This is a genomic window from Nocardia sp. NPDC004168 (assembly GCF_040610355.1).
Taxonomy (GTDB): domain Bacteria; phylum Actinomycetota; class Actinomycetes; order Mycobacteriales; family Mycobacteriaceae; genus Nocardia; species Nocardia sichangensis.
Window position 1 is genome coordinate 39,121 of the sequence record NZ_JBEXME010000007.1, and the last position, 22,953, is coordinate 62,073.

The 22,953-nt window shown below is 67.1% G+C and carries 25 protein-coding genes and 4 pseudogenes; 19 read left to right on the forward strand and 10 right to left on the reverse strand.

Annotated elements, in window-relative coordinates:
• Window positions 1-87: 87 nt before the first annotated feature.
• Window positions 88-1,053 carry a DMT family transporter gene (locus tag ABZW96_RS15760; RefSeq protein ID WP_355075113.1) on the reverse strand — a complete coding sequence of 322 codons (966 nt, stop codon included), beginning with the start codon at window positions 1,051-1,053 and terminating at the stop codon, window positions 88-90.
• 280 nt (window positions 1,054-1,333) lie between these two features.
• Between ABZW96_RS15760 and ABZW96_RS15765 the strand changes: the two genes are divergently transcribed.
• Complete coding sequence (locus tag ABZW96_RS15765) at window positions 1,334-1,897, forward strand: RNA polymerase sigma factor (RefSeq protein WP_355075115.1); 564 nt, start codon at window positions 1,334-1,336, stop codon at window positions 1,895-1,897.
• Window positions 1,894-2,265 carry a hypothetical protein gene (locus ABZW96_RS15770; RefSeq protein WP_355075117.1) on the forward strand — a complete coding sequence of 124 codons (372 nt, stop codon included), beginning with the start codon at window positions 1,894-1,896 and terminating at the stop codon, window positions 2,263-2,265. Before ABZW96_RS15765 ends, ABZW96_RS15770 begins: the two co-directional genes overlap by 4 nt.
• 212 nt (window positions 2,266-2,477) lie before the next feature.
• Here the strand turns inward: ABZW96_RS15770 and ABZW96_RS15775 are convergent, their stop codons facing one another.
• Window positions 2,478-3,374 (reverse strand): LysR family transcriptional regulator, encoded by an 897-nt coding sequence (locus ABZW96_RS15775; RefSeq protein WP_355075119.1) that lies wholly within the window; start codon window positions 3,372-3,374, stop codon window positions 2,478-2,480.
• 100 nt (window positions 3,375-3,474) lie between these two features.
• On the opposite strand from ABZW96_RS15775, the gene ABZW96_RS15780 reads away from it, so the two are divergent.
• Both ABZW96_RS15780 and ABZW96_RS15785 read left to right on the forward strand, forming a co-directional pair.
• The gene (locus tag ABZW96_RS15780) at window positions 3,475-4,317 is read left to right on the forward strand and encodes a TIGR03620 family F420-dependent LLM class oxidoreductase (protein ID WP_355075121.1); all 843 of its coding nucleotides are present in this window, start codon (window positions 3,475-3,477) and stop codon (window positions 4,315-4,317) included.
• A 51-nt stretch (window positions 4,318-4,368) separates the two neighbouring features.
• Window positions 4,369-4,482: pseudogene (locus ABZW96_RS15785) on the forward strand (ABC transporter permease); the annotation flags it as partial.
• Window positions 4,483-4,615: 133 nt separating this feature from the next.
• Here the strand turns inward: ABZW96_RS15785 and ABZW96_RS15790 are convergent.
• Window positions 4,616-5,173, reverse strand: a complete 558-nt coding sequence (locus ABZW96_RS15790) for a helix-turn-helix domain-containing protein (RefSeq protein ID WP_355075123.1) — start codon at window positions 5,171-5,173, stop codon at window positions 4,616-4,618.
• 83 nt (window positions 5,174-5,256) lie between these two features.
• On the opposite strand from ABZW96_RS15790, the gene ABZW96_RS15795 reads away from it, so the two are divergent.
• Complete coding sequence (locus tag ABZW96_RS15795) at window positions 5,257-6,474, forward strand: FAD-dependent monooxygenase (RefSeq protein ID WP_355075125.1); 1,218 nt, start codon at window positions 5,257-5,259, stop codon at window positions 6,472-6,474.
• A 69-nt stretch (window positions 6,475-6,543) separates the two neighbouring features.
• Window positions 6,544-7,014, forward strand: a complete 471-nt coding sequence (locus ABZW96_RS15800; RefSeq protein ID WP_355075129.1) for a DIP1984 family protein — start codon at window positions 6,544-6,546, stop codon at window positions 7,012-7,014.
• A 430-nt stretch (window positions 7,015-7,444) separates the two neighbouring features.
• Here ABZW96_RS15800 and ABZW96_RS15805 read toward each other — a convergent pair whose 3' ends face one another.
• Window positions 7,445-7,573, reverse strand: a complete 129-nt coding sequence (locus tag ABZW96_RS15805; RefSeq protein WP_355075134.1) for a hypothetical protein — start codon at window positions 7,571-7,573, stop codon at window positions 7,445-7,447.
• A gap of 837 nt (window positions 7,574-8,410) precedes the next feature.
• Between ABZW96_RS15805 and ABZW96_RS15810 the strand changes: the two genes are divergently transcribed.
• From ABZW96_RS15810 to ABZW96_RS15820, 3 genes and pseudogenes are all read left to right on the forward strand, one after another.
• Window positions 8,411-9,691: a helix-turn-helix domain-containing protein gene (locus ABZW96_RS15810; RefSeq protein ID WP_355075136.1), complete on the forward strand. Its 1,281-nt coding sequence runs from the start codon at window positions 8,411-8,413 to the stop codon at window positions 9,689-9,691.
• Between the two features lie 282 nt (window positions 9,692-9,973).
• Window positions 9,974-10,198 carry a hypothetical protein gene (locus ABZW96_RS15815; RefSeq protein WP_355075138.1) on the forward strand — a complete coding sequence of 75 codons (225 nt, stop codon included), beginning with the start codon at window positions 9,974-9,976 and terminating at the stop codon, window positions 10,196-10,198.
• Between the two features lie 54 nt (window positions 10,199-10,252).
• A pseudogene (locus ABZW96_RS15820) lies at window positions 10,253-10,435 on the forward strand (CoA transferase); the annotation flags it as partial.
• Window positions 10,436-10,491: 56 nt separating this feature from the next.
• On the opposite strand, the gene ABZW96_RS15825 reads toward ABZW96_RS15820, so the two are convergent.
• Window positions 10,492-11,112 carry a hypothetical protein gene (locus ABZW96_RS15825; protein ID WP_355075140.1) on the reverse strand — a complete coding sequence of 207 codons (621 nt, stop codon included), beginning with the start codon at window positions 11,110-11,112 and terminating at the stop codon, window positions 10,492-10,494.
• Window positions 11,113-11,186: 74 nt separating this feature from the next.
• On the opposite strand from ABZW96_RS15825, the gene ABZW96_RS15830 reads away from it, so the two are divergent.
• The 5 genes from ABZW96_RS15830 (at window position 11,187) to ABZW96_RS15850 (ending at window position 16,296) form a co-directional block, all read left to right on the forward strand.
• The gene (locus tag ABZW96_RS15830) at window positions 11,187-11,318 is read left to right on the forward strand and encodes a hypothetical protein (protein ID WP_355075142.1); all 132 of its coding nucleotides are present in this window, start codon (window positions 11,187-11,189) and stop codon (window positions 11,316-11,318) included.
• A 218-nt stretch (window positions 11,319-11,536) separates the two neighbouring features.
• Window positions 11,537-13,387, forward strand: coding sequence for an SCO2524 family protein (locus ABZW96_RS15835; protein WP_355075144.1), 1,851 nt, complete (start codon window positions 11,537-11,539; stop codon window positions 13,385-13,387).
• A 10-nt stretch (window positions 13,388-13,397) separates the two neighbouring features.
• Window positions 13,398-14,312, forward strand: coding sequence for an SCO2523 family variant P-loop protein (locus ABZW96_RS15840; protein WP_355075146.1), 915 nt, complete (start codon window positions 13,398-13,400; stop codon window positions 14,310-14,312).
• Complete coding sequence (locus tag ABZW96_RS15845) at window positions 14,313-15,323, forward strand: SCO2522 family protein (protein WP_355075148.1); 1,011 nt, start codon at window positions 14,313-14,315, stop codon at window positions 15,321-15,323.
• 1 nt (window position 15,324) lies between these two features.
• Entirely contained in the window at window positions 15,325-16,296 is a 972-nt protein-coding gene (locus ABZW96_RS15850) for an SCO2521 family protein (RefSeq protein WP_355075150.1), read from the forward strand.
• 12 nt (window positions 16,297-16,308) lie between these two features.
• On the opposite strand, the gene ABZW96_RS15855 is transcribed toward ABZW96_RS15850, so the two are convergent.
• The 4 genes and pseudogenes from ABZW96_RS15855 to ABZW96_RS15870 all read right to left on the reverse strand — a co-directional run bounded on the left by ABZW96_RS15855 (window position 16,309) and on the right by ABZW96_RS15870 (window position 18,782).
• Complete coding sequence (locus ABZW96_RS15855; protein ID WP_355075152.1) at window positions 16,309-17,130, reverse strand: hypothetical protein; 822 nt, start codon at window positions 17,128-17,130, stop codon at window positions 16,309-16,311.
• A gap of 1 nt (window position 17,131) precedes the next feature.
• A complete protein-coding gene (locus ABZW96_RS15860; RefSeq protein ID WP_355075154.1) occupies window positions 17,132-17,608 on the reverse strand; it encodes a GNAT family N-acetyltransferase in 477 nt (158 codons plus the stop codon).
• A 191-nt stretch (window positions 17,609-17,799) separates the two neighbouring features.
• Window positions 17,800-17,942, reverse strand: a pseudogene (locus ABZW96_RS15865) (3-hydroxyacyl-CoA dehydrogenase); the annotation flags it as partial.
• Window positions 17,943-18,128: 186 nt separating this feature from the next.
• Window positions 18,129-18,782: a TetR/AcrR family transcriptional regulator gene (locus ABZW96_RS15870; protein ID WP_355075156.1), complete on the reverse strand. Its 654-nt coding sequence runs from the start codon at window positions 18,780-18,782 to the stop codon at window positions 18,129-18,131.
• Window positions 18,783-19,040: 258 nt separating this feature from the next.
• On the opposite strand from ABZW96_RS15870, the pseudogene ABZW96_RS15875 reads away from it, so the two are divergent.
• Window positions 19,041-19,216: pseudogene (locus ABZW96_RS15875) on the forward strand (enoyl-CoA hydratase-related protein); the annotation flags it as partial.
• A gap of 71 nt (window positions 19,217-19,287) precedes the next feature.
• Here the strand turns inward: ABZW96_RS15875 and ABZW96_RS15880 are convergent.
• A complete protein-coding gene (locus ABZW96_RS15880) occupies window positions 19,288-19,797 on the reverse strand; it encodes a threonyl-tRNA synthetase editing domain-containing protein (RefSeq protein ID WP_355075158.1) in 510 nt (169 codons plus the stop codon).
• Between the two features lie 519 nt (window positions 19,798-20,316).
• Here ABZW96_RS15880 and ABZW96_RS15885 point away from each other — a divergent pair.
• From ABZW96_RS15885 to ABZW96_RS15900, 4 genes are read left to right on the forward strand one after another with little or no spacing between them, the layout of a single operon-like run.
• The gene (locus tag ABZW96_RS15885) at window positions 20,317-20,646 is read left to right on the forward strand and encodes a WXG100 family type VII secretion target (protein WP_355075160.1); all 330 of its coding nucleotides are present in this window, start codon (window positions 20,317-20,319) and stop codon (window positions 20,644-20,646) included.
• A 32-nt stretch (window positions 20,647-20,678) separates the two neighbouring features.
• The gene (locus tag ABZW96_RS15890) at window positions 20,679-20,999 is read left to right on the forward strand and encodes a WXG100 family type VII secretion target (RefSeq protein ID WP_355075161.1); all 321 of its coding nucleotides are present in this window, start codon (window positions 20,679-20,681) and stop codon (window positions 20,997-20,999) included.
• Entirely contained in the window at window positions 20,996-22,510 is a 1,515-nt protein-coding gene (locus tag ABZW96_RS15895) for a hypothetical protein (protein ID WP_355075163.1), read from the forward strand. The genes ABZW96_RS15890 and ABZW96_RS15895 overlap by 4 nt, the downstream gene beginning before the upstream one ends.
• Window positions 22,511-22,525: 15 nt before the next feature.
• Window positions 22,526-22,783: a hypothetical protein gene (locus ABZW96_RS15900; protein WP_355075164.1), complete on the forward strand. Its 258-nt coding sequence runs from the start codon at window positions 22,526-22,528 to the stop codon at window positions 22,781-22,783.
• The last annotated feature ends 170 nt before the right edge of the window (window positions 22,784-22,953 follow it).

Consider the following 22,953-nt stretch of genomic DNA (forward strand, 5'->3'; position numbering starts at 1 on the left):
GAAGCCGTAGGCGCAGAAGTTCCACACCTCGGGGTCGAGTGGCGACGGTCATCTCGCCCGCTCGACGAGCCTTACCGGCTGCGGATTTCAGGCGGCGGCGTTTCGCGAGTCGCCCAGTCGTTTCCGGACGGTGGCCGTGATCCGGCGTCGTCCGGAGCCGGACGTCGAAGCCGCGTAGGCGCTGACGAGTATCAGTGCGCAGCCGGACAACTGGAGCATCGTGGGCTGCTCGCCGAGGACGACCGCCGCCAAGGCGAGCGCACCGACCGGGGTCAGCATGAGCATGGCCGCGCTCACCGTGCTGCTCAGGTGGGCGGTGGCCAGGGCGATCAACAGCCAGCCGCCGATCTGTCCGCACACCGCCGTCAGGGCCAGCCAGCCCAGTTCCGCCCAGCCCGGCGTGAATGTGACCCCTGGCCACAGCGCTCCGACGACGGCCGCGGACAGGAGCACCACCCGGTAGGACTGGACCACCTGCCCGTTGTGCCCGCCGCGGCGCAGGAGGAACAGGAACGCCGAGTAGCACAACGCGGCGAGGACGGCGTGGACCGTGCCCGATACGGGGTCGCTGCCGGAGGCTCCGGTCTCGAAGACGCCGCCGGTGAGCAGGATGCCCGCCACCAGGAACGGCGAGACGACGAGGAACGCGCCCCGAATCGGCTCGCGGTCGATGAGCAGCGCCAGCAGCGGAACGATGACGACCTGCGCGTTCACCAGCACCGCGGTCAATCCGGCGCCGACCTCGTAGATCGCTCGCGTCCACAGCAGCGCATCCGCGGCGAACAGCACACCGGCGGTGACGGCGACCGCGGCCTGTCGCCAGGACAGCGCACCTTCCCGGCCCCGTTCACCACCGGCCAGCGGCCACAGCAACGGCAACGCGAGCGCACAACGGAAGAACGTGGCGGTGGCCGGTGCGACGCCGGACAGATCGATGAAGACCCCCGAGGTCGCGACGCCGAGCGCGCCCACGGCCATCGCCGACCGGGGCCGTGCCCGAACTCCGCGCGACACCGCTACCAGAAATCGCTGCCGCCGCGAACCATTGAGCATCGGCCGACGCTACAACCGAAGGATCGGCGAGGGCATCCGATTATCCGCGCGATGGCGAGGTGCGCAGGCGATTGGACCGGAGCACTGGTTCGAACGCGCGTGGCGTCGTGCTGAGATTCGGTGTGAATCCTTTTCCCGAGGTCGGTCCTCTCATAGTCGTGCCGGCAACCGGGTCGGCACGATAACGAGGAGGTCGTTGTGATCATTGCCGCTATCGCTGTCGCCGCCGTGCTGGTCGGCTGGTGTAGCGTGACGCTGCTTCGCCGCCGGAGCCGCTCCCGTGACTGACCGGATCTGGCCCGACGAACAATTGGTCGTGGCGGCGCGCGAAGGCGACGCCGCGGCGATCACCACGCTGGTATCGGGCTCCTATCCGCATGTCCGCCGGTTCGCCCACACACTGTGCGCCTCCGCCGAAGACGCGGAGGACGCCGCACAGGAGGCGCTGATCATCCTCTACCGCAAGATCGGGACCTTGCGGGCCTCCGGCGCGTTGGCGTCGTGGATGTTCCGCATCGTCCGCAACGAGTGCCTGCGGCAGTGGCGAACGAAGATCAGGCAGCCCGAGCCGATTCCGGACGCCGCCGTGGCGTCGGCCGAGGAGGAGGCGGTGCGGCGGCTCGAAGCGGGCCGGGTGGCGGCCGTGATCGCGGCGCTGCCCGCCGACCAGCGGCGGGTACTGATCATGCGCGATGTGCAGGGATACAGCGGCCGCACGGTCGCGGGCATGCTCGGGCTCAGCGTCGCGGCGATGAAGTCACGGCTGCACCGCGCCCGCGCGACGGTCCAGCACGAGCTGCGGAACACACCGTGGCCGGACTCCGGAGAGGAGCGAACGAAATGACCGACGAGCGAAGCTTCGCCAGCGCCTCGGTGCCCCGGCACCTGGCCCGCGGAGTCGCGGGCTTCGGCGCGCTGATCGGCGCGATCGCATTGCTGCCGGTATTCGGGGCGTTCAGCTTGCTGCTCGCGCCGGTGGGTCTGCTCGCACTGCGCGGGTGCCCGACCTGCTGGGCGATCGGATTGGTGCAGACGATCTCCCGGGGCCGGTTGCGGCGTTCGTGCGTCGACGGTCAGTGTCGATTGACCCCTGCCGGGCACGGTCGGACAGAGCACACGACAGTCGATCAAGTGCCCGACTCGGCGGTATCGCTCTTCGCCGATCACCGTGTCGCGGTTCGGTCACCGCGGGACTTCTCACGCCGGGACTGACGGGGCCGTCGTCCATCGAGGCCGAGCGCATGATCGCGGGGTGCGCTCGGCTCGGTGCGGTCCGGGTCGCTGTGCGCCGCTGAGCTGCCGAATTCCCTCCGGACAGGTTTCAGCACCGATTCACGTGTCCATCAGCACGTTCCGGACACGAGTCACTGGCGCGCGACTTCGCGCCGGATGGGGAACGAAAGCGCGGGCCCATTCCGCCCGCGTCACATCCCGTTGTCCTCGTCTGCCGTGGCGTCGCCGAACGCCGCGACCGCGCAGGCGACGGTGCAGCTGGCGTGATCCGAGAGCTGCTCGAGGGTGATCACGCTGCCGGTGATCGCTATCGGTGGGGTGACCGGCAGTACGCGGACTCGGAGGGAATCGGTTTCGGCGATCTGGTCCGCCGGAAGCAAGGCCCAGCTGTGCGGGTCGGAACCGATCTCGACCACGGCGTCCTGGGTGGTTCCGATAGGCCGGCCGAACTTCGGACGGACTCCGGCTTCTCGGAACGCGGCGTCGATCGCGTCGTGCAGCGGCGGATCGGACTGCCGGGACGGGACCCGCAGTGCGTCCCCGGCCAGGTCGGTGATGGCGGCTACGCCGCGCGCCGCGGCGGGATGATCTCTGGACACCACCGCGCGCAGCGGTTCCGACCAGGTCGGTGAGACGGTGAGCCCTGGCGCGGAGACCACACCGCGGGCCAGCGCCAAGTCGAGTTCGCCGCGCCGCAGCGCGTTCAGCCGCTCGACGACCGGCAGATCGACGAGGACGACTTCGAACGCCGGGGTGTGTTCGCGCAGCGCATCGATGCCGCGCTCGAGGCGGGCGGTCAGTCCTGCCGTGGTGCCGATGCGTACTGTCGCGGCGGGCCGACCGGCGACAGCGCGAACTCGGTCGGCGGCGGCGAGCGTGTCCCGCGCCGCGGCGAGCACGCGACGCCCCGCCTCGGTGAGCTGGACGCGGCGTGGCGATCTGTCGAACAGCCGGACCCCCAGTTCTCGTTCCAGTCGTGCGATCTGCTGGCTGACCGCCGGTTGCACGATGCGCAGCCGCTCGGCGGCCCGGCCGAAATGGAGCTCCTCGGCGACGGCGACGAAGTATCGCAGAGCACGTAATTCCACTGTGCCTCCCGTCGGTACCTGCGGCGATCACATCATGTTATTGCTGCGCAGCGGAATCGGGTCTGGCTGCCTCCAACCATCCCGTGCTGGAGTCGAAGTCATGAGCATCGAACTGGGTACGCTCGGAGCCCACCTGCGCCACAGCGAGGTGACCCTGCGGCAAGCGGCCGAAATCGAAAGATCCGGGTACGGCGCGTTGTGGCTGACCATCTCGCCACCCGCCGATCTGACCGTGGCCGAGCGGATACTCGACGCCACAGAGCATCTCGTGGTCGGCACCGCCGTGGTGAACATCTGGACCACCGACGCGAGGACGGTGGCCGCTTCCTACCACCGGATCGCGGCCGAACACCCCGATCGGTTGATCCTCGGGATCGGCGCCGGACATCGCGAAACGGATCCGGAGTACGCGTCGCCCTACGACGCGATGGTGGCTTACCTCGCCGAGCTGGCCGACGCCGGTGTGCCCTCGGACCGGGTGGTGCTGGCGGCATTGGGGCCGAGGATGCTGCGCCTGGTGCGCGACCGCGCCGCCGGGACGATCCCGGTTCTGGTGACGCCCGAATATATTCGGCGAGCGCGGGAGATCCTCGGCGCTCGCCCGCTGGTGTTGCCCGGCCAAATGGTGGTGCTGGACAGCGACGTCGAACGAGGCCGCGCGACCGGCCGAGCCCACGCCGCGGCCCCTGCCTTGCACGTCGCCAACTACACCGCCAATCTGCGCCGCATCGGCTTCACCGACGCCGACCTCACCGAGCCGGGCAGCGATCGCCTGATCGACGCTCTCGTGCTGCACGGCGATCCGGCCACCGTGGCCGCGGGCGTCCGGGTCTCCCTCGAAGCGGGCGCGAACCACGTCGGCCTCACCGCCCTCGGCGACGACCCGATCGGCACGCTCCGTACGATCGCCGACGCGGTATTCAGCGCCGTGCCACGGAACTGACACCGGCTACCCGTTCGTTTACGAACCGCCTGGCCTCATCGAATTCGCCCGATGCAGGCCGTCGGAGGGTTGTTCGCCATGTCGACGGACGCGGTGCGGTTCTTGTTCCGGAGACCGTTCCAGACCAGCGCGTTCCTCGAGCGGTCATGGTTCATCGTGCGGGTTCGGTCGGCGCGGAAACGCCACCGGCACCGTTGTGCTGGTTCGGCTTCGAACCCGGTCGCTCGACACCACTCGTCACTGGAACCTCACCCGGGCGTGTGGCAGGCGAAAGTGGCGGTGTCCCGCGTCGGCGATCTCAACGAGTGGGATCGGTGATGCGGCGCAGGGCTTCGGCGAGGTCGCTTCCGGTCGGCGCGCTCTCGGGGTCGATGAGGTATTGCGCCGCGACGCCGGTGAGCAGGGCTTGATAAAGGGTGCCGAGACTGCGCGCCGCGGCGGTGTCGGTTTCGGCGACGCCGTCGAAGAGTCGGGCCAAGCCGGAACGGGCCTCGTCGAGGTTCTCGGCGAGCCGGGCGCGGGCCTCGGGGTGGGCCAGCGCGTCGAAGGTGGCCGACCACACCCCGCGATGGGCGGCGAGCGTGGCCAGCACCGCGTCCCAGCGGTCGGCGAAGCGCTGCCACGGGTCGGTCTCGTCGGGCAACCGGGTGAGCGCGTGTTCGAGATCGGCGCCCCATTCGCGGGTCGCCTCGGCCAGCGCTTCGGTGAGCAGGGCCTCTTTGGTGCCGAAGTGGTAGCCGATGGCCGCCATGCTCACCCCGCCGGCGGTGGCGATGTCGCGCACCGTGGTACGTGCGTAGCCCTTGTCGAACAGGCAGCGGCGTGCGCCTGCCAGCAGATCCTCACGGTTTCCCATACGGATCATGGTAGCGCAATCGCATTAGACATTTGTCTTGCGCAGATGCGCAACACGGTTGTACGGTTCGTGGCATGCGGCAGATGAGCAATCGAAACGTCCTGATCTCCGGCGCCAGCATCGCCGGTCCCGCCCTGGCCTTCTGGCTGAAGCGCTACGGGTTCACCCCGACGATCGTGGAGAAATCGCCGACCCTGCGCGAGGGCGGGCAGGCCATCGACGTGCTGGGCACCGCCACCGAGGTGGTGCGGCGCATGGGCCTGCTCGACCGGGTGCACGAGATGAGTACGGGCAAGCGCGGCACCTCCTACGTCGACGCCACCGGCAGAACGCGGGCCAGCATCAGCAGCGAGACGTTCAACGGTGTCGGTGCCAACGGGGACACCGAGATCCAGCGTGGCGATCTCGCGCGAGTGTTGTATGAGGCCACCAGCGACGACGTCGAGTACCTCTTCGTCGACTCCATCACCGCTCTGGTGCAGGACGAGGAGGGCGTGCGGGTGAGCTTCGAGCACGCCCGGTCACGCACCTTCGACCTGGTCATCGGCGCCGATGGTGTTCATTCGAACACGCGCACAATGGTTTTCGGTCCGGAGTCGCAGTTCGCGCGGCATATGGGCTACTACATCTGCATCTACACGATCCCGAACTTCCTCGACCTCGATCACTGGGAGCTGGACTACAACACTCCCGGCAAGATCGCCGGAGCCTACAGCGCCCGGGAGAACACGCGGGCCAAAGCGATTTTCGCGTGGGCATCCGATCCGATCGACTACGACTACCGCGACATCGAGCAACAGAAGAAGATCGTCGCCGACACCTTCGCCGGCCTCGGCTGGCAGGTGCCGCAACTGCTCGCCCACCTCGATCCCGCGCCGGATTTCTATTTCGACGCGATGGCGCAGATTCGCATGGACAGCTGGCACAAGGGCCGCATCGCCCTCGTCGGTGACGCAGGCTACTGCGCGTCACCGCTGTCCGGGCAGGGCGCGGACCTCTCCCTGGTCGGCGCCTACACCCTCGCGGGCGAGTTGGCCGCCGCCGCAGGCGATCACAGCATCGCGTTCGCTCGCTACGAACAACGGATGCGGCCCATGGTCGACGCCTGCCAGAAGTTCGCCGAGGGCGTGGGCGGGTGGTACGCACCCGCGAGCAAGGCGATGATTCGCTTCCGCGATCTCAACGTGCGCCTGCTGCCGTACCTGCCGTGGCGGGGGCTGATCGGCGGCGCCCCGCAGAAAGTCGCCCGCACCATCTCGGCCGGAGATTACGCGGACCTCGAGCGAGCCTCAGGGCGTTAATTCGGGTGACTCCTACCGTGACATGGTCGATACTCGACCGTTCATGGGTCGATGTCCGGAGGTGGGGAAGTGAAGTTGGCGGAGGCGTTGGCGTTGCGCGCGGATTCGGCGCGCCGGATCGAACAGTTGCGTGCTCGGATCGTGAGTAACGCTCGCTTTCAGGAGGGGGAGGAGCCCGCTGAGGACGCGGCGGATCTGCTGGCGGAGGCGGGACAGGTGCTCGGTGAATACGAGACGCTGATCCGGCGCATCAATCGGACCAACGCCGCCGCGCGGATCGGAGACGACGGCACCTTGACCGACGCGCTGGCCCGCCGGGATGCGTTGCGGCTGCGGCACTCTCTCGTCACGGCTGCGGCGGACGCCGCGGCGGGCAAGGGGCAGCCCGGGTACGCGCGCCAGTTGCGATCCGAGTTGAAGATGTTCTCGGCGTTGCCGGTTGCGGAACTGCGCGGGCAGGCCGATGACCTCGCCAAGGAACTGCGGGAACTCGACGTGCGCATCCAGCGCTCCAACTGGGAGGTCGACCTGCTGGATTGACGCGAGAGGTGGAGCGGGTAGCCGTCACGGAGGCGTGCACGAACCCGACGGGCCGACGGGATATTCGGCCCACTTTCTCGGCGCACGAGGGGCAGTGCGAGGGGTTCGATTCCCCGTCTCACACCGCAGCCCAGCACCGCGCACACGAGACAGTGCACAGCACACAGCACACCACCATGTGCAGATCCGTGACGACGAGGGCGGGTAAGGGGCACTCCACCTCTCGCGTCGACCCCAGAGTGCGCCGCACGGCAGGGGGCGGCAGGCCGGGGCGTACGTCGTCGTCGACGGTGATGACGAATCCGCTGTGGGCGCCCAGGTCCGCGACGTCCGCGATCTGCGCCGTGCCCGCGTGGTACCCCCGGCGAAAGCGCCCGCGTCGAAGGTCCGATCGGATTTCCGGCGCGCTCCGTGTGGGCGGCCCGGGACATCAGGGTGCCGGTCGCGCGGAGCGCCTACGCAGCAGCAGGGCGAAGAGCAGCACGAGGACGCTGGCGAAGGCCAGACCGCCCAGCCGGGTGGCGCTGCTCGCACCGGCGGCTTGGAGCATTTGGAGCATGTCGATCGGCTCGGCCGGTTTGCGCGCGCTGGGGTCTCGGTGGCCGGTGTCGCGGCGACACCGGCCACCGGCACCGCCGACAACGTGCCTGGCTCCGGCCCGGCCTGCGCCGAACCCGATCTACGTGGTCCCGAGTTCGCCGAGGTCACCCTGTTCGAGTACGTCGGCGCGGACGACGACAGCGTCATCTCGGTGGCCCCGGCGACCTGCCGGGGCTGGGTCCCAACGCGCCAACTGAGCACGTGCTCGGTGATTCGACCGCTTGCGCACACGGTCCTCGACGTGCTGTTCTTCGCCGACGCGGCTCCCGCTTCTCCCACTCGCGCCCGGCCGGGAGTGGATCGGGAGATGTGCCACAGCGCTCCAGCGCCGAGTAGGTTTGTGCGCCGGCCACCCTCTAGGGCTTGGGTGACGCCGGCTCGATCCACCCGTGTCGATGGCTCGATGCGCAGCAGCAGGCCCGCTGGACCTTGATTAGGGAAACGAACTTCCGAGGGCTGTCGGACTTCCATTGGTCGCATGGTCGACCGAGTTCCGCGCGGCCCAGGCAGACCGTGTCTGCGGCGGATGCGTACGCGAGAGGGCGTGGATTCGCGCCGTTGCACTCGCCGGTTACTCTCTTTTCGACCACTTGCCCGGGCTATGCTCGAATCGTCGCTCGCGCCATCTCGGCCCATCGGCGGCAGTGCAGTCGAACCGCCATTGTGAACAATCACTATCGCTTGCCGACCGCGCTTGCCGAATATCACGTTACTCGGAGTAAACCGTTCTCTACGTTCTTGCGCTGGCTACGCTGGTGCAATAGCTCAGTTAACGGGGGTGGAAGGAAGCTCCACCATGGCTCTCACCTTCGCCGGACGGCAAGGACTCACTGTATCCGGTCGGCCCATGTCGCTGCCGCTGAAAGACGTGCGCGCCTTGTCGCGGCAGATGGTCGGGCATTTTGTCGAAACCGTCGCACCCTGCGGCACCTTGCCTGGTGACGCGATCCATGGCGACATCACCATCATCACCCGTGTGTGCTTGGAGCTGGCAGTCAGCATGCTGGACGGCAGCAACATTTCGGAGAAGACTGGGCAACTCGAGGAGGCTGCGGCGCAATGGGCTCGCGAAGGTGTGCCCATCGGTACCATTCACCACGCAATCCATGAGGGTTTCAAGATCGGCTTCGACCTGGTGGTGTCCACAGCCTTGGCTGAGCAGCGTGCCTCCGGCTCAGCTGACACCGATCCGATGCTCGCCGTCAGTACGGCCGATTATCGAAGCATCCTCGACGGCGCCAAACTCGTCGTCGAAATGCTCGACACCATGACCACGGCGGTCTCGGCGGCCTATGTGCGTGAACTGCGCGCGGTCGTGTCGGAGCACCACACCGCGGTGCACACGCTGACCTCGGCGCTGCTCGGGGGCCATCCCACTTCCACCATGGCCCGAGAGTGTGGCATCGACATCTCCGAGCGCTATCGCGTAATAGCCCTCGCCATTCCGTCTCACCCGGACGAGTCCAATCCGGTGCTGGACGCGAAAGTCGTTGCCCGCCGCAAACTCCGGCGGGTGCAGGCGGAATTGGCCACCCGCTGCGACGATACCGTGCTTTCGCTGCTTTCGCTGCTTTCGGTCGACGGTGGCACCCTGCTCATCCCCGCCGATCACATCACCAAGGGCGCCCTGAAGGAACTGATCGGGCATCTGTCGCGGGCGGCTCGCGTGCACATCACCGCCACCGAGGTGACCGCCTCTACCGACACCGTACCCACCGCCGCGGATCAAGCCCACGAACTGCTCGACATGGTGACCCGGCTCGGGTCGGTGCCGGACCTGTACCACTTCGACGAGCTGGCTCTGGAATACCAGCTCAGCCGCCCCGGCCCTGCCCGCGAACAGCTCGGGTCGCTGCTCGATCCCCTGGATGAATATCCGGAACTGCTGGAGACTCTGCAAATCCATATAGCGCACAACCTGAACCGCCGGCGCACTGCGCGGCTACTGCACGTACACACCAACACCGTGGATTACCGGCTCAAGCGGATCGGTCAGCTCACGGGTTTCGATCCGGCCGAGGCGAGCGGGCTTTGGCGCCTGCGTTCTGCGTTGGTCGCCCGCACATACCGCACGTGATCGGCGTGCGGTCGAGTGGGTGCGGAATCACTCCAGTCGATCAGCGTGCGCCGTTCCCGATCGCAGCGCGGTAGCGCTGACGCCGGGCGAGCGTCAGTAGATGCGATATAGGGGCATGTTTGCATTCTCCATTCATGCCCGGACCCGACCCGACCGATTATCCGTGAACCAAAATCAGCAGGAGGCCGACATCGATAACGGTTGAAATGCATTGGGCCAGAGTCGAAGAGTTGGAAACCGAACATGAATGATATGCGAAGAACCGAGGTCGAAGGATTTCACGTGACATGGCGGCTGTTCCAGGATCACTTGATCTCCATCGTCGCCGTCCACGAGGCATCCGGCGTCACGCCGATCGTATCCTTCGGTCCCGAGAACTTTCCGGATCTCGCACAAGCGCGAGAACTCCTTCCGGAAATGACCAAGTTGTGGGACGCGGTACGCCATGACTTCTGGACGAAACTCATTCCGCCGCAACCGCGGTGCCGCCAGCGGCGATGGAAATGATTTCGAAACCAGATCAGTCCCGGCGTCAGCGCATTCGACCGCCCCACCCTGGGACAGCAGCGCCGCCCGCTCGGCATTCCCGCCGCCGCGGTCGGCGACCTACCGGAAGCGCTGGATGCCAGCCCCGAAATCGTGGTGACGGCGGGGATATTTCGTTTGGTCGGCAGCCCGATCCGGATCGCCGGTTACGAGCCCAGCTACGCGCCACCGCCGCGATTGGGCGAGCGCGGCAGCTGAGGCCGTGACCGGCGGGCCTGTGCGGGGCGGCCGCGATCACGAAGCCGGACGAGGCACTAGGCCTCGGGGCAAGGCGTGAGCCACCACCATCCGCCTGCCAGCTCCGTCGTTGGGCAGATAGGATCGCCGAACCCGTCGTACGGCCCGGCTCCGGGTGTTCCGGTGAAGTGCCCGTAACCGATTGCGCCGTCCGGGATTCCGACGTAGTCGGGCACGAACCGTACCGGCTGTCCACCGCTGGTGCCGATGACCGCCACCTTGCAGTTCGCCGAAACGAAGCACAGGTGACGCGGTAGCGCGACACCGTAGTAGTCGCCTGCGCCATGCTCCGGCACTTCCACTGTGGCCGCCGCTGCGAACGCTGGGCGCTCGAGCTGAAACCGGGTCCACGCGGCGGCCTCGGGTTCGAGGATGAGGAAGACAGGTCCGCAGAGACCGATCACCGCGAGTACCGCCGTGACAGCCAAGGGCCACCGCTGCGCGTCGCGTCGCGCCTGCCACAGCGCGAGAGTGAACAGTGCGATCGAGATCAGGAACGCCAGCGCGGACAACGGCAAGGCGAGGAGCCACAGCTGAGTCAGTATCCAGCCGCGATGCAACGTATAGCCGAGTGTGACCACAGTCAGGAGAGCGGCCGCAAGAGGTGGCGTGGCCGAACCAAGCGTCTTCACGAACACAACGGCAAACCTACGTCGGCTGTGTGGAGAACTCGTGCGTGCGGTGTGCGGATGGTGTGTGCCGGGCGTGCTCGATGCGGTCACGACCGGTGGACGTCAGGGCGGTGCCGGCCGCCCTGGATTACGCGACGACCGCGGAGGATCTCTCCTTCCAGACCGCGGACTTCCACGCGGTGATCAGCAAACTCACCGCGGGCCGGGGCTGACGCCGCGTCGCCGGTCGCAGGCGGCGCCGCCGGGACAGTAGCCGTGCAATAGCCCGTCGGACGCGCGAAGATTGCGCGGAACCAGATGCACCGCAGGATATCTCGCGGCAACCGGCGGTCCTGGAAAGGGTGCTTGGCTAAGTGAACATTCGCGGGGCACACTCTAGGTAACGACGTCCGGCGCCGCCGGTCGAATGCGGGGGCGAGGTCCGAGAAAGATGAGGATTCGGCCGAGGCAGCAGTTGCTCGAGCTGTGGCGAGCGGTGCTGGCCTACTCCTATCGGAACGGAACGTGGACGTGGGGCGGGCGCGACGGCGCCAACTCGATCAGCGACGCCGAACAACTGCTCTGCCTGCTGTATCCGGCTACCGAGATCGCGGCGTTCGCGCTGGACCAGCCGAACGACATGAGTCCCGACGTCCGGTCCGCGCTCGCCCCGTTCGGCGAGGAGACCCGCATCGGCGGCGTCCTGGTCGACTTGGTGGAGGACTATCTGCGCCGCTACACCGGACCCGACGGCGAACCGGTCTTCGCCAGCGGCTCCTACTTGCGCTCGGGCGACGACACTCCGCTCACCCCGGGTCAGCAGGCGGTGGAGGTCGTCGACTCGTACTCGATGTCGTTGAGTCTGTGCATCGCGGCGCTGCGATTCCTGCGCGGATTCATGCGCTTCGTCAGCGGTGAGGTCCGGCTGGAGGCTCGCCAGCTGCGCGAGCGGATCCCCATGGTGATCGAACAGGTCAGCGCGCGGCTCACCGCGGCGATGGCTGGCCTGGTCCGCAGTTTCGTCATCCACACACCGGAGCCGAAGACCGAATACGGTCAATCGATCGTCTACATGCTCAATCAGTCCCGTACGCCGTCCGACGAGGTCATCGAACGGCTGTCGACACAGCTGGAACGCCTGCGGGTGCAGGCGGCCAACGAGGTCAGGCTCAGCCAGACCACCGAGATCGATATCGCCGACGACGGGCGGCTGTTCGAATGCGGATGGAGCTGGGGCATCGTGCGCAGCGCCGAACCCATCGACCTCGTGCCCGGCCGGGTCAGCAGCACGCCCGGGCACGCCGAATCCCGTCCCTACCTGTACTTCACGGCCGTCGCGCTGGACGGCATCAGCGACCTGTCGTCGCAGCGCATCCGGGAACTCGATCTGCTGACCGACGAGCAGCGCACGCTCGCCGACGCGCTGCAGTTGCGCTTCGAGCTGACCCGCAACTACTGGTCGAGGGTCGCCCGCTTCGACAGTGGCCGCTGGCCGCTGGAGGACATCCCGTGGCGTACCTCCGACGGCGAGGAATCGGAGTACTTCAGTCTCGTGGTCGCCGCCGTACTCATCCAGGACCTGGTCTACCGGGAGAGCACCGAGGATCTGGCGCGCACAGTGTCGGTGCTCGATCAGCTTGCCCGCCGGGGGCGCATCACCAGCCGGTTCACGGTCGATGATCCGGCCGCGCCATTGCACTTCCCGGGTGTGCGACTGAACCTGGCCGGCAGCGAGGACGTCGCCGACGGATCCCGATTGATCTGGTACGTCCCGGATTTCGCGACCTTGCTGCTCAAACGCTGCCTGGATGCCGCACGCCTGCGCACCGACGTGGACACCCGCGATCGGTTGATGGAACTCGCCGAGGCGGCGATGGATCACCTCGACCGGCGGGTGCTGCGGAACGGCTCGGTGGTCGGTTTGTGGGACGACATCGGCAGGCTGGTCGGCACGGGCGACATACGGACGGAAGGGCCGTCCTGGTTCGTCACGGAGCGAATGATGGAGTGCTTGGTCATCGCGTACAGCACCTTCGAGCAACCGCCGCTGGCTCCGCAGGCGATGGTCGCCCGCGCGGTGGACCTGCTCAGCGAGGCCGAGCATCTGCTCAATCAAGAGGAACTGGAGGTCGAGGGCCAGGATCGCTCGCCGAAACAGGCGGCGATCAACCGGATCCGGCAGTCGCTGGACCGGGCCCGCCGCGTGCTGCGCGAACGTCCCGGCACCGCCTACAGCCTGGCCACCCAGGCGTTGGTCCAGCTCGACGAACTGGCCTACGCCCGCCGGGACGCGACACGGTAGGGGCGGCATCGTGCTGGTGTTCTCCACCTCCGACAAGGGCGGCACCGGACGGTCGGTGACCAGTTGCAACATCGCCTACCGGCTGTGCCGTTCCGGCCTCAACGTCGTCTACGCCGACTTCGACCTCGGCTCGCCCACGGCCGGTGCGCTGTTCGAGATCGGCGCGGCCGAACGCGGCGTGCCCAGCGGCGGCGTGCATTCCTACCTGCTCGGCGAGAGCGGAACCGTCGCCCGCGTCGACGTGGGCGCGGCGACCGATCGGCCGGAACTGCGCCGGATCGGCCCCAACTCGGGGCGGCTGGTGCTGCTGCCGGGGGACGAGGGCGGCGCCGAATTCCTCACCGACGACGACGCGGTGGTCGAGCGCTGCGCGGAACTGCTGGTCGCGCTGGATCACGAGTTCCGGGTGGTGTTCGTGGATCTGAGCGCGGGTCGTTCCGCGGCGCTGCAGATCGTGTTGCAGGCGACCGCCTTACCGCAACTGCGCGGGCTGACCGCTCGATGGTTGATCTTCCACCGCTGGACGCGCCAGCACATCCTGGCCGCCGCCGGCCTGGTGTACGGCTCGCACGGATTGCTGAAGGCCGGAGCCGAGTGCGGCCACGACCCGGAGGAGTTGCTCGGGTCGGTGCGTTACGTGCGCACCGCGGTGCCCGACGCCAACTGGGACGGTGTCGCCCAGCGCCCGGCGCAGGCGGCGTGGCTGCAAGAGCAGGACACCGCGCTGCGGCGGCTGGCCACCGCCAAACGGCTCGGCACGACGGCGGTGCTCGGCTCGACCCCGATCGAGCCGGTGCTGCAACGGCGCGAGCAGCTCATTCTCGACGCCGACGTCAACGCCCAGATCGCCAACGAGCAGACCGCGCAGGCCTATGCCGAGCTCGCTCGACGACTGGTCGACAACGCGACCTGGGAGAGGCTGTAGATGGGGGAAACACAGGGCTACAGCGAGGCCACGGAACAGCCGCGAATCGCTCAGGTCCCGTTGTCGCACTTGTCGATCGAGGTCGGGCATTTCTATCTCAACGACATCAGTTCCGACATCGAACGGGTCGGCGCGGAGTTTCGCCGCATCGTCCCGCTGGTATCTGCCTTCACCGAGTCGGCCAAGGTGCAGTTCGGACCGAACGCCCGGGTCAGCACCTGCTACCTGATCGACGACTACTTCCAGCCCGACACCGACCCCGCCGCCATCCTCACCAAGCTGCTGGGCGCCGCGGACGAAGCCGGGTTGGTCATCGACTATCTGGCCCGGGAGTCCGCCTGCTGGCGGGCCTCGAGGTTCGTCGACGGTGTGGCGTTCGGTGAGCCGATTCCCGTGGCGGAGATGGTGGCCGCGCGCATCGTCGCCGAGCCCGCGCCGCCGAGCACGGGCCGCAGGCCGCCGACCGCGGAATCGGGCTGGCTGTGCAACGGGCGGCGGTCCTCCGAGGACGAACGCGGCCAGGCCATGCGGCAGCGGATCTATCAGCCGCCGGAGGAGTTCGGCCGCCGCGAGCATTCGATCTTCCTGGACGTGGAACTGTGGAGCAAGCACGTCGTCGACGGGGTGGCGGTGACGCGCTGGTCGTGCCCGTTCCTGGCCGCGGTCTGGCATCTGCTGCGGCTGGGCATGCTGCGCTACCACGGCGCCGCCGTGGTGGATCCGCAACCATGGCGCCGCGAGGATCTCGCGCCGCGCCGCTGGCACGACATTCCGCCGGTGGTGCGGCTCAATCCGTCCGCCGCGCCGTTCGCCGCTTACAAGACCTTGTCGATGCTGCCCAAGCGGTACATCGGCATCGAGCACGCGGTGCGGCTGGTGCTCGACCATCTCGATCTCGACGACGACGTGGTCGAACAGACCATCGTCCGTGGCGGCGGAGAGGTGCCACCGGTGCCGGTGCCGCGCGCGGTCAGCGAACGGCTCTCGCACCTGCTGCTCGACGGAGCCTGACATGGCCTCGACCACGCCTTTGGTCGTGCTCGGTGAAGTACGCACCTGCCTGCTGCCGTCGGCGACCGCGCTGACCGGACCCGAGGCCTGCGATCTGCTGGCGCTCATGCCGGGCTGCACGGTGCGCTGGCGGGAGCGGCCGGGCACGCTGGCGGTGTCGCCGACCACCGCGGTCGGCGTCGATTGCGATCTGGCCGTGGGCGAGCAGACCGCCCACATCGTCGGGACCGTGGCGACCAGCGCGGTCCTGTCCGGCGGCCGCGTGCTGCAGTCCAGCGCGCGCACCCAGGTGGTCCGCGCGGCCAACCGGCGCAGGCAGACGTGGTCGCACTACCTCAGCCGCAAGGGCGTGACCGAGGTCATCAGCCGCCTGCCCGAAAGAAGCGGCAGCGCTGAGGCTTTGGCCGAGGGTTATCTCACCGGTCCGGTCGGCTCCGAGACGTTGGACCTGGCTTCGATCAGCGAGCGGCTGCTGGCTCGCCTGCGCGCCGACACCAGGCTGGACCAGAAGCCGCCGGTGCGGACCGGCGCCACCCGGTTGCGCTGGGTTGCCTGGATCGGGGGCGGTGCGGGCCCCACCGCCAAGCTGCACCTGGACGACGCCACCGTGCGCACCGTCCGGATGCGGGTGCGCAACGAGGCCGATCTGCATGAGGCGCAGCGGTTCTGCGAGGACCTGGCCGCGCACGACTGGCTGCTGACCGTCGTCACCGACGCGCTGGCCGAGGCCGACCGCTTCCCCTCGCACAGTCGCGAACGCACCGACATCCTCGCCCCCGTGCTGGAGGATCTCACCGGACTGTGGATGCCGGGAGCGCACACTCCGGCATCGATGCGGACGTTGTGGCAGAAGTTGCAGACGGATCCCGGGTTGTCTCGCCAGTGGAACGCCCTCGTCGCGCGGTTGCAGAACCGTATCGCCATCGCGACGCTGGACGCGCTGCGGCACAAGGCTTTCGACGCCGAATGGTAGCGCCGCGTCGCGCTACATCCGGAACCACTTGCGCACCAGCAGCGCGAAGAACACCGACATCGACACCGTGCCCATCCACGCTTCCACGGCGAACAACGGCCGGGCGATCGGGCGCAGATCCTCGGTGTCACCGGGGCCCAGGGGATTGATGAAGCTGGTCACGCAGGTATAGACGGTGGCGGCGGGCGAGGGATTGCCGTTCAGGGCCAAAGCGGCGACGGTGAACAGCACCAGCTGCACCGCGACCCAGCCGAGCAGCCAGAACGGCCGGTACCCGTAGCCGCACAGCACATACGACAGTTGTCCGGTCCACCGCCGCCAGCCCGGCGGCAGCGCGAGCGTGCGCGCCCGCGCCAAGCGCAGACCGCAGCGGTCCTGCGCTTCGTCGTCCTCGTTCATCCGGTACAGCGCGGCGCCTCTGCGATAGGCGAGGGCGGCGTGACCGGGCAGACGCGCCGCGGAGAGCTGAGCGCCCAACTGCTCGTACACCTCGGCCAGCATGGTGTTCTGTCGACTGCTCAGCCGCAATGGGCCGCGGAATTCGAGTTCCGCGGCCAGCAGCGCCGCCGGGATCGCGCTCGGCACCCGCCAGCCGGCCTCGTCGGGTATCGGTTGCCGTGCGGCGGCGTACAGGTGCCGGAACACCAGGGAATCGGAGCGCCGCCGCGTGCTGGGCGGGTCGTAGTCGGCCAGAATAGCCTCGGCGTGCGCTGCGAACCGCTCCAGTTCGGTCTGCTCGGAGCGCTCACCCCGATCGAGTTCGGCAGTGTATTCGTCGGCGCGCCTTGTGATCCGGGTCGAGACGGATGCGACGAAGGGCGAGATCTCCCCCATGTCACGAGTCTAGCGGTCGGCCTTTCAGCCGGTATTCGAAAACGTCGCGGGGCTCGCCAGGGCCGAAATACCGGTCGTCGTGCTCGACGAACTCGAAGCCCGCTCGTTTGAACAGGTTGCTCGCGTGCTGATTGTCCGGCCGCACGGTCAGGTACACCACTTCGGCTCCCACTTTCCGGCACGTCTGCAGTGTGCGGCTCAGCAGGCCGCGCCCGTACCCTCCGCCCTGGTGCCTCTTGGCCACCGCGAAGGTGAACAGCAACGCCCGGCCCTTCTTCTCCAGGGTCAGCGCGTAACCGATCACCGTGCCGTCCACCTCCACGACCAGCCATTCGGATCCGTGCAGGTCGAACAGTTGGCGCAGCATCAGATACAGGTACGGCTCGGCGAACACCTCGGCCTCGATGGCCGCGATGTCGTCCAGATCGGCGAAGCAGGCCCGCCGGTATTCCGGCTGAGGCGCTTTGGCGATGTTCATCCGCTCCCTACTGCCAGGGCATAGGCCGTCCGATTCCAGCTTAAACGTCACTCACCGAGCGGGGTCAGTGTAGAACCAGCGAAATCGTTCCCCGGCGCGGCGGGCGGTCGGTGTCGCGTCCGCGCCGGACGACCCGGGCGATGCCGCGTGGCTGTAACGGAGGCAGTCGGGCGCGCTCGCCGCGCAGCGGGCTACTTCGGCGGGAAGCGCAAGGCGGCGTCGAGGCGGATGACTTCGCCGTGGGGTAGTCGTTGTCGATGATGGCGGCGGCCAGCTCGGCGTACTCCTCGGAACGGCCCATGCGCTCGGGGAACGGCACCTGCGGGCCCCAGTAGGGCCTCCTCCGTGGGTGTCGACCGAGATGCGCACGGGCCCCGAGCGATTCCGCTTCGGCGACGGCGGCGAGCACAGAGTCCTCTTCGGTGGCGTCGGTGTGCACGTAGCGGATTCCGGGTTCGGTTTCGAAGATCGGGCATGCACCCGGGTGTAAGTTAAGCTCTCTACTGAGAGAATGGAGCTCTCAGTCGCGAGCGAAACCGTGGGCGCAGAAGTTCCATACTTCGGACGCGGTGATCGGATGCTGCGTCTCGTCGTCGGACGCTCCCGCGGATTGCGCGGTGAACATGACGGTCTGCATGACCATGGCCGCCGTCCGGCGCGAATCGACCTCCGGGCGCAGTTGGCCCGCGTCCTTGGCCAGGTCCATCAGTTCGGTGAACAGTGCCAGCATCGGCGCGTGCGCGACCTTCACGTGATCGGGATGCGAGATCACCAGCTGCGGTGCGAAATCGGTGAACAGTGGGCGTTGCGCCGACGGATCCGGCCGGCACAGCTCGAACAGCAGCTCGACGGCCACATGGAGTTTGTCCAGCGGGTCGGTCTGGCCGTCGGCGGCGGCGCGCAGCTGGTCGGACGTGCGGCTCAGGGCGTCCTCGAAGAGGGCGAGCAGCAGTTCGTGTTTGCCGTCGAACTGCAGGTAGAAGCTGCGCAGGGACTGCCGTGAGCGGTCCACCACCTCCTGCACCGTGAAGTCCGTGCTGTCCTTCTCGGTGATGATCGCCTGGGCGGCGTCCAGGAACCGCTGCACGCGCTCCTCGGCGCGCAACTTCGCGGTGCGAAGAGAGCGCTCGACGGCGCGCTGCTTCCAGGCCGGTTTCTCGCTCGGGCTGGTCACGGGCGCCTCGGTCCTCGGTCATATGCAGAGAACATGAATGCACTGTACGGGAGAACGATGTGTCATCGGGTTCTCGAGGCGCCGTGTCCGCCCAGTTGTGAGACTATCATTTCCTGATACGAGAATAATATTCTCGTACCTGAGCGGCGGTGGAGAGGAGGCAGACCGCGGTGGTCCGTTCGGACCGCTCAGGTCGCCCCTCGGTGCGCCGTCGCCGCCGGGCACGAGCTCGGCCGTCTCGTACTCGAGGAGCTCGATTTGTACATTCGCTATGAGGCCGCCGACCGGGTCGCCACCATTACTCTCGACCGCCCGGAAGCGGCCAACGCGCAGAACGGCGAACTGCTGGACCAACTCGACGCGGCCTGGGTGCGTGCCGCCGAGGACGACGAGGCGCGGTCATCGTGCTGCGCGGTGCGGGTAAGCACTTCTCCCACGATCACCACCGGGATATGCCATTGCGGGCGGCAGAAATGCGCTTCACGCGCCCGCTACTTCGCGGCGGTCACGGGCTCGTCAACGCGCGGGACTCGGAGCTCGAGTGTTCAGCTCTCACGCCTTCGAGCCGGGCGCGATCGTTGCGGTCGGCATGAATCGGCGGGAAGCGGGTCATCCGTTGCTCCCACTCGCCGTCGCGTACTTCCATGCGCCAGGTCTTGTTCCAGCCGAATGGCATCATGTGCACGGCGAAGTCGTGATCGCGCAGGTGTTCGGCGATCCGGGCGAGCACGGTTCTCGCCGTCGTGGTGTCGCATTCGTGACCGGGCCGGGTGAGATGCGAGAAGCCATTGATGACGATCCAGGTAGTGTCGGTCTTGCGCGCGATACGGCGGATCGCTTTGGCTGCGGCACGGGCGAACGTCGAGTCTCCGCACTCGACGCCGATGAGAAGAAGCAGGCACTCGCCGAATTCGTGCGTCACCCCGGGTATGTCGGGCTCGAGCGGCATCGCGGCGGAACTGGGAGTGGTTACGGCATAGTTGAGTGTTCGACAACGTTGACTCAATATGTTCACGCCGAGTCCTCACCTGGAAACCATCTGATCACCAGCCAACCGTCATCGCCCTTGATGGCCGGCCGCGGTGTGAACTATAAAGGCCGACCATCGCCGCGGCGCCTTCCCTCGGTTGGAGGGCTTGGGCCACCACTCGGACCGAGGAGCCTGCCGTGGTGTCGACTACATCGAACACTCAGATCTACACCTTGCGTGCCGACAAGGTCGGTTATGCCGAGATCTGCGTTCCGTGCCGACATCGCACAGGTCGCCGCTGACCGACCTGAAGCCCTCGATGAGCCCATGGAGTGTTACGAAACTGGGATGTTCTCGGGCACTCGATCGTCGGCCCTTGCTTCGACCTGCGGATCCCGGAGCCGCCCCCGCGCGGTCCGCCCGTCGGGCGAGGCTCGCCCATCACACTCGGTTTTGGGTCGGAAGATCCAGTGTGAGAGTTTGAGTTTTGGATGGAACCGAATGACTATCCGGTGCGTCCAACCATTCGAAACCATCCTGTGGGGGGATGAGAGGGCATAGCAGTTGACGTACGACCCGTCTGCCACAACCACGTTCACCGTGGTTCCTGAAACCGTCTCCGATGCAGGGCGCTATGTGCAACAGACCGCGCAGGCCCTCATCAGCGGGTTGCGTTCGGCCAGCGCCGAAGTCGACGGGCTCATGTCGAGCTGGCGCGGCGCGGCGGCCAGCGCATACGCGGGCGCCTGGGACGAGACCCATAGTGCCGCACTCGAGGTGTTCGAAGCGCTGGCTGACATGGCCGACTTGCTGGGCGTGGTGGTCGACCGCAGCGCGGCCGCCGATACGGAGGCCGCGAACCAGTACAGCTCGTTGAGCTTGCCCCCGATCTGACCGCGATCAAACCGAAACCGCTGGGAGAACCCGTGACCGAGTATCGCGTCGATCTCGCGCACCTGGAATCCGTAACCGCCCGAATAGAGGGCTTGAACGGATTTGTGGCCGATTCCTTGGTCGAGATAGACGAACGCATAGCCGCTCTGAAAGGAACATGGAACGGTGAAGCCGCCGAAGCTCACGCCCTGGCTCACGCCGAGTGGACCACCGCCGCTGCGAAGATCCGTGACGGGCTCGCGAGGATGAAGTCCGCCGCCGCATCCGCTCGCAAAGAGTACGAAGCTGTCGTGGCGGCCAATCTGGCCATCCTCGGGCGTGGCGGTAGCGGTGGCGACGGGGCCCCGCGGTGACCGTGCTCGACGTGTCGGTGCCGGTCTACTACGACACCGCGCAGAAATTAGCCGATGCCGCGTCGCGATTCTGGATGTCCATCGATGACGAGTGGCCGAACATGGCCATGGCTACGAATATGGCGGGCTCGTATTCGGATGCGAAGAAGTGGGGCGAGTCCTACGACAATCGGGCCGCTGCCATTCTGAGCATGGTATCGAAAATCGCTACCGCCGCGCACGACTACGCCACGATATTGCAGACCCTCGGCTACAACCACGAGCTAGCCGAACACAATGCAACCATCGGTGAGGCAGCGCCACCACCCGCCCAGCCCGCGCCGTTCCTGCCTCCGGTGGTGGTGTGCCGAATCCCGTTGCCCTCGGCCGGCGGTCCCGGAAATGGTTTGGTCGATGAGGGCATCGGGCTCGCCGAGATGATCGGCATCATCGTGCCGGACGGCAACGCCACGACCATCTCCAATGCGGGCGATACGTGGGCGCGGACTGCGGCGGCCGAAGCGGTGGCATCTTTCCCGGCCGCGCTCGAGGCGGCGGCCGTGGCCTTCGATTCGCTCACCGCACCCGAAGTCGCGTTCATCGATGAAGACCTGCGCACGGTTAAGGCTTCCGCCGAATCGGTGATCACCGCGATGAACGATCTTGCCCAATCCTGCCGCGACCACCGTGTCGCGCTGGACGAGCTACGCGCCAACCTCAAGACCCAACTCGAGGCGATTCGGGATGCGCTGCTGACCGAGCTGGCCATCAACGCGGCGATCTCGATTGCCTCGAGCTGGATCACCTTCGGTGTCTCCGCGGCTGTCGGTGTTGCCGGTGCCGCTGCGATCTGTGCGCGGTATGCCCGGCCGATCCGGCTCATGATCGAGCAATGGCAGACCGAACGCAGGATCGCGGCCGGGGTGAAGCTGGATGAGGATATCGCCCGGCACGTGCGGGACCTCGAGGCTCTGCCAGGCGGGCGGCTGCCGGTCAAACCGGATCCGGTCGGACCGCCGAAAAAGGACCCGATCGAGCTACCCAAGATCGAACATCCCGAAGGCATTCCCAAGGTGGATCTACCGCGAGCGGATATCGACACGATCGGTCGCTACACCGGCAACAGTGCACCACTCAACACCGCGATCCGATCCGGCGAGCCATTGACACCCGCACAGATAGCCGAGCGCGACGCGATGAATGCCGCGTTGGACAAGTGCCCCGTCTACGACGGACCGGTGACCCGGCGCGTGGACATCTCCTCGGAAGACCTGGCACGGTACGAGCCCGGATCAACGGTCATCGAAAAGCCGTTCACCTCGGCGTCCGCTACCCCGGCCGCTGCGAAGGATCTGCCGGTGGAAATGCAAATCTGGTCGGCAGACGGCCGCTACATCGGCCACCATTCCAGTGTTCCCGAAGAGCTGGAAGTCGTGTTCAAGACCGACACCCCGTTTTATGTGGAGGATAAATTCCCCGACCCGGAGACAGGACGCATCATCGTTCGAATGCGCGAAGTGCCCCGGCCATAGAAAGGACAGAGGACAATGCCGGAAGAGATCAATGGGAAGACGTTTTATGCACCCGGTGAATACCCGCACCCCGTCGATATTTCCGATGAGGAACGGGCGAAGATTGAGGCGGGATGGGCGGCATTCAACGCACGCCGCGACGCTGTACCGGAAAACGAGCGAATCCACTTGCGCGACCGGTTCGGTGACGAAGACAAATTAGGCACCCCCCAGGAAGCCGAATACTTGGCCGAAGTGGAAGAGCGCAAAAAGCGGGGCGAGTACTGGGGGTAACCACGGGAGTCGGGTCGGGGCGGATGCTCATCGGGCGAACTGTGATCACCCAACGGCACGGTCTCCCCGGACTTCGTCGCCGGCCTAAGCGTGGCCCACGTCCACAAGCACGCCCTCACCCGCCCCATCCGACACCACACGAGATATGCCGTGGCGCGACGCCGATTCCC

Coding starts and splice junctions, on each gene's coding strand:
- ABZW96_RS15760 (WP_355075113.1), bottom strand. CDS start 1,053: ATGCTCAATGGTTCGCGGCGGCAGCGATTTCTGGTAGCGGTGTCGCGC.
- ABZW96_RS15770 (WP_355075117.1), top strand. CDS start 1,894: ATGACCGACGAGCGAAGCTTCGCCAGCGCCTCGGTGCCCCGGCACCTG.
- ABZW96_RS15780 (WP_355075121.1), top strand. CDS start 3,475: ATGAGCATCGAACTGGGTACGCTCGGAGCCCACCTGCGCCACAGCGAG.
- ABZW96_RS15790 (WP_355075123.1), bottom strand. CDS start 5,173: ATGGGAAACCGTGAGGATCTGCTGGCAGGCGCACGCCGCTGCCTGTTC.
- ABZW96_RS15795 (WP_355075125.1), top strand. CDS start 5,257: ATGAGCAATCGAAACGTCCTGATCTCCGGCGCCAGCATCGCCGGTCCC.
- ABZW96_RS15805 (WP_355075134.1), bottom strand. CDS start 7,573: ATGCTCCAAATGCTCCAAGCCGCCGGTGCGAGCAGCGCCACCCGGCTG.
- ABZW96_RS15810 (WP_355075136.1), top strand. CDS start 8,411: ATGGCTCTCACCTTCGCCGGACGGCAAGGACTCACTGTATCCGGTCGG.
- ABZW96_RS15830 (WP_355075142.1), top strand. CDS start 11,187: ATGCGGTCACGACCGGTGGACGTCAGGGCGGTGCCGGCCGCCCTGGAT.
- ABZW96_RS15835 (WP_355075144.1), top strand. CDS start 11,537: ATGAGGATTCGGCCGAGGCAGCAGTTGCTCGAGCTGTGGCGAGCGGTG.
- ABZW96_RS15845 (WP_355075148.1), top strand. CDS start 14,313: ATGGGGGAAACACAGGGCTACAGCGAGGCCACGGAACAGCCGCGAATC.
- ABZW96_RS15850 (WP_355075150.1), top strand. CDS start 15,325: ATGGCCTCGACCACGCCTTTGGTCGTGCTCGGTGAAGTACGCACCTGC.
- ABZW96_RS15855 (WP_355075152.1), bottom strand. CDS start 17,130: ATGGGGGAGATCTCGCCCTTCGTCGCATCCGTCTCGACCCGGATCACA.
- ABZW96_RS15860 (WP_355075154.1), bottom strand. CDS start 17,608: ATGAACATCGCCAAAGCGCCTCAGCCGGAATACCGGCGGGCCTGCTTC.
- ABZW96_RS15900 (WP_355075164.1), top strand. CDS start 22,526: ATGCCGGAAGAGATCAATGGGAAGACGTTTTATGCACCCGGTGAATAC.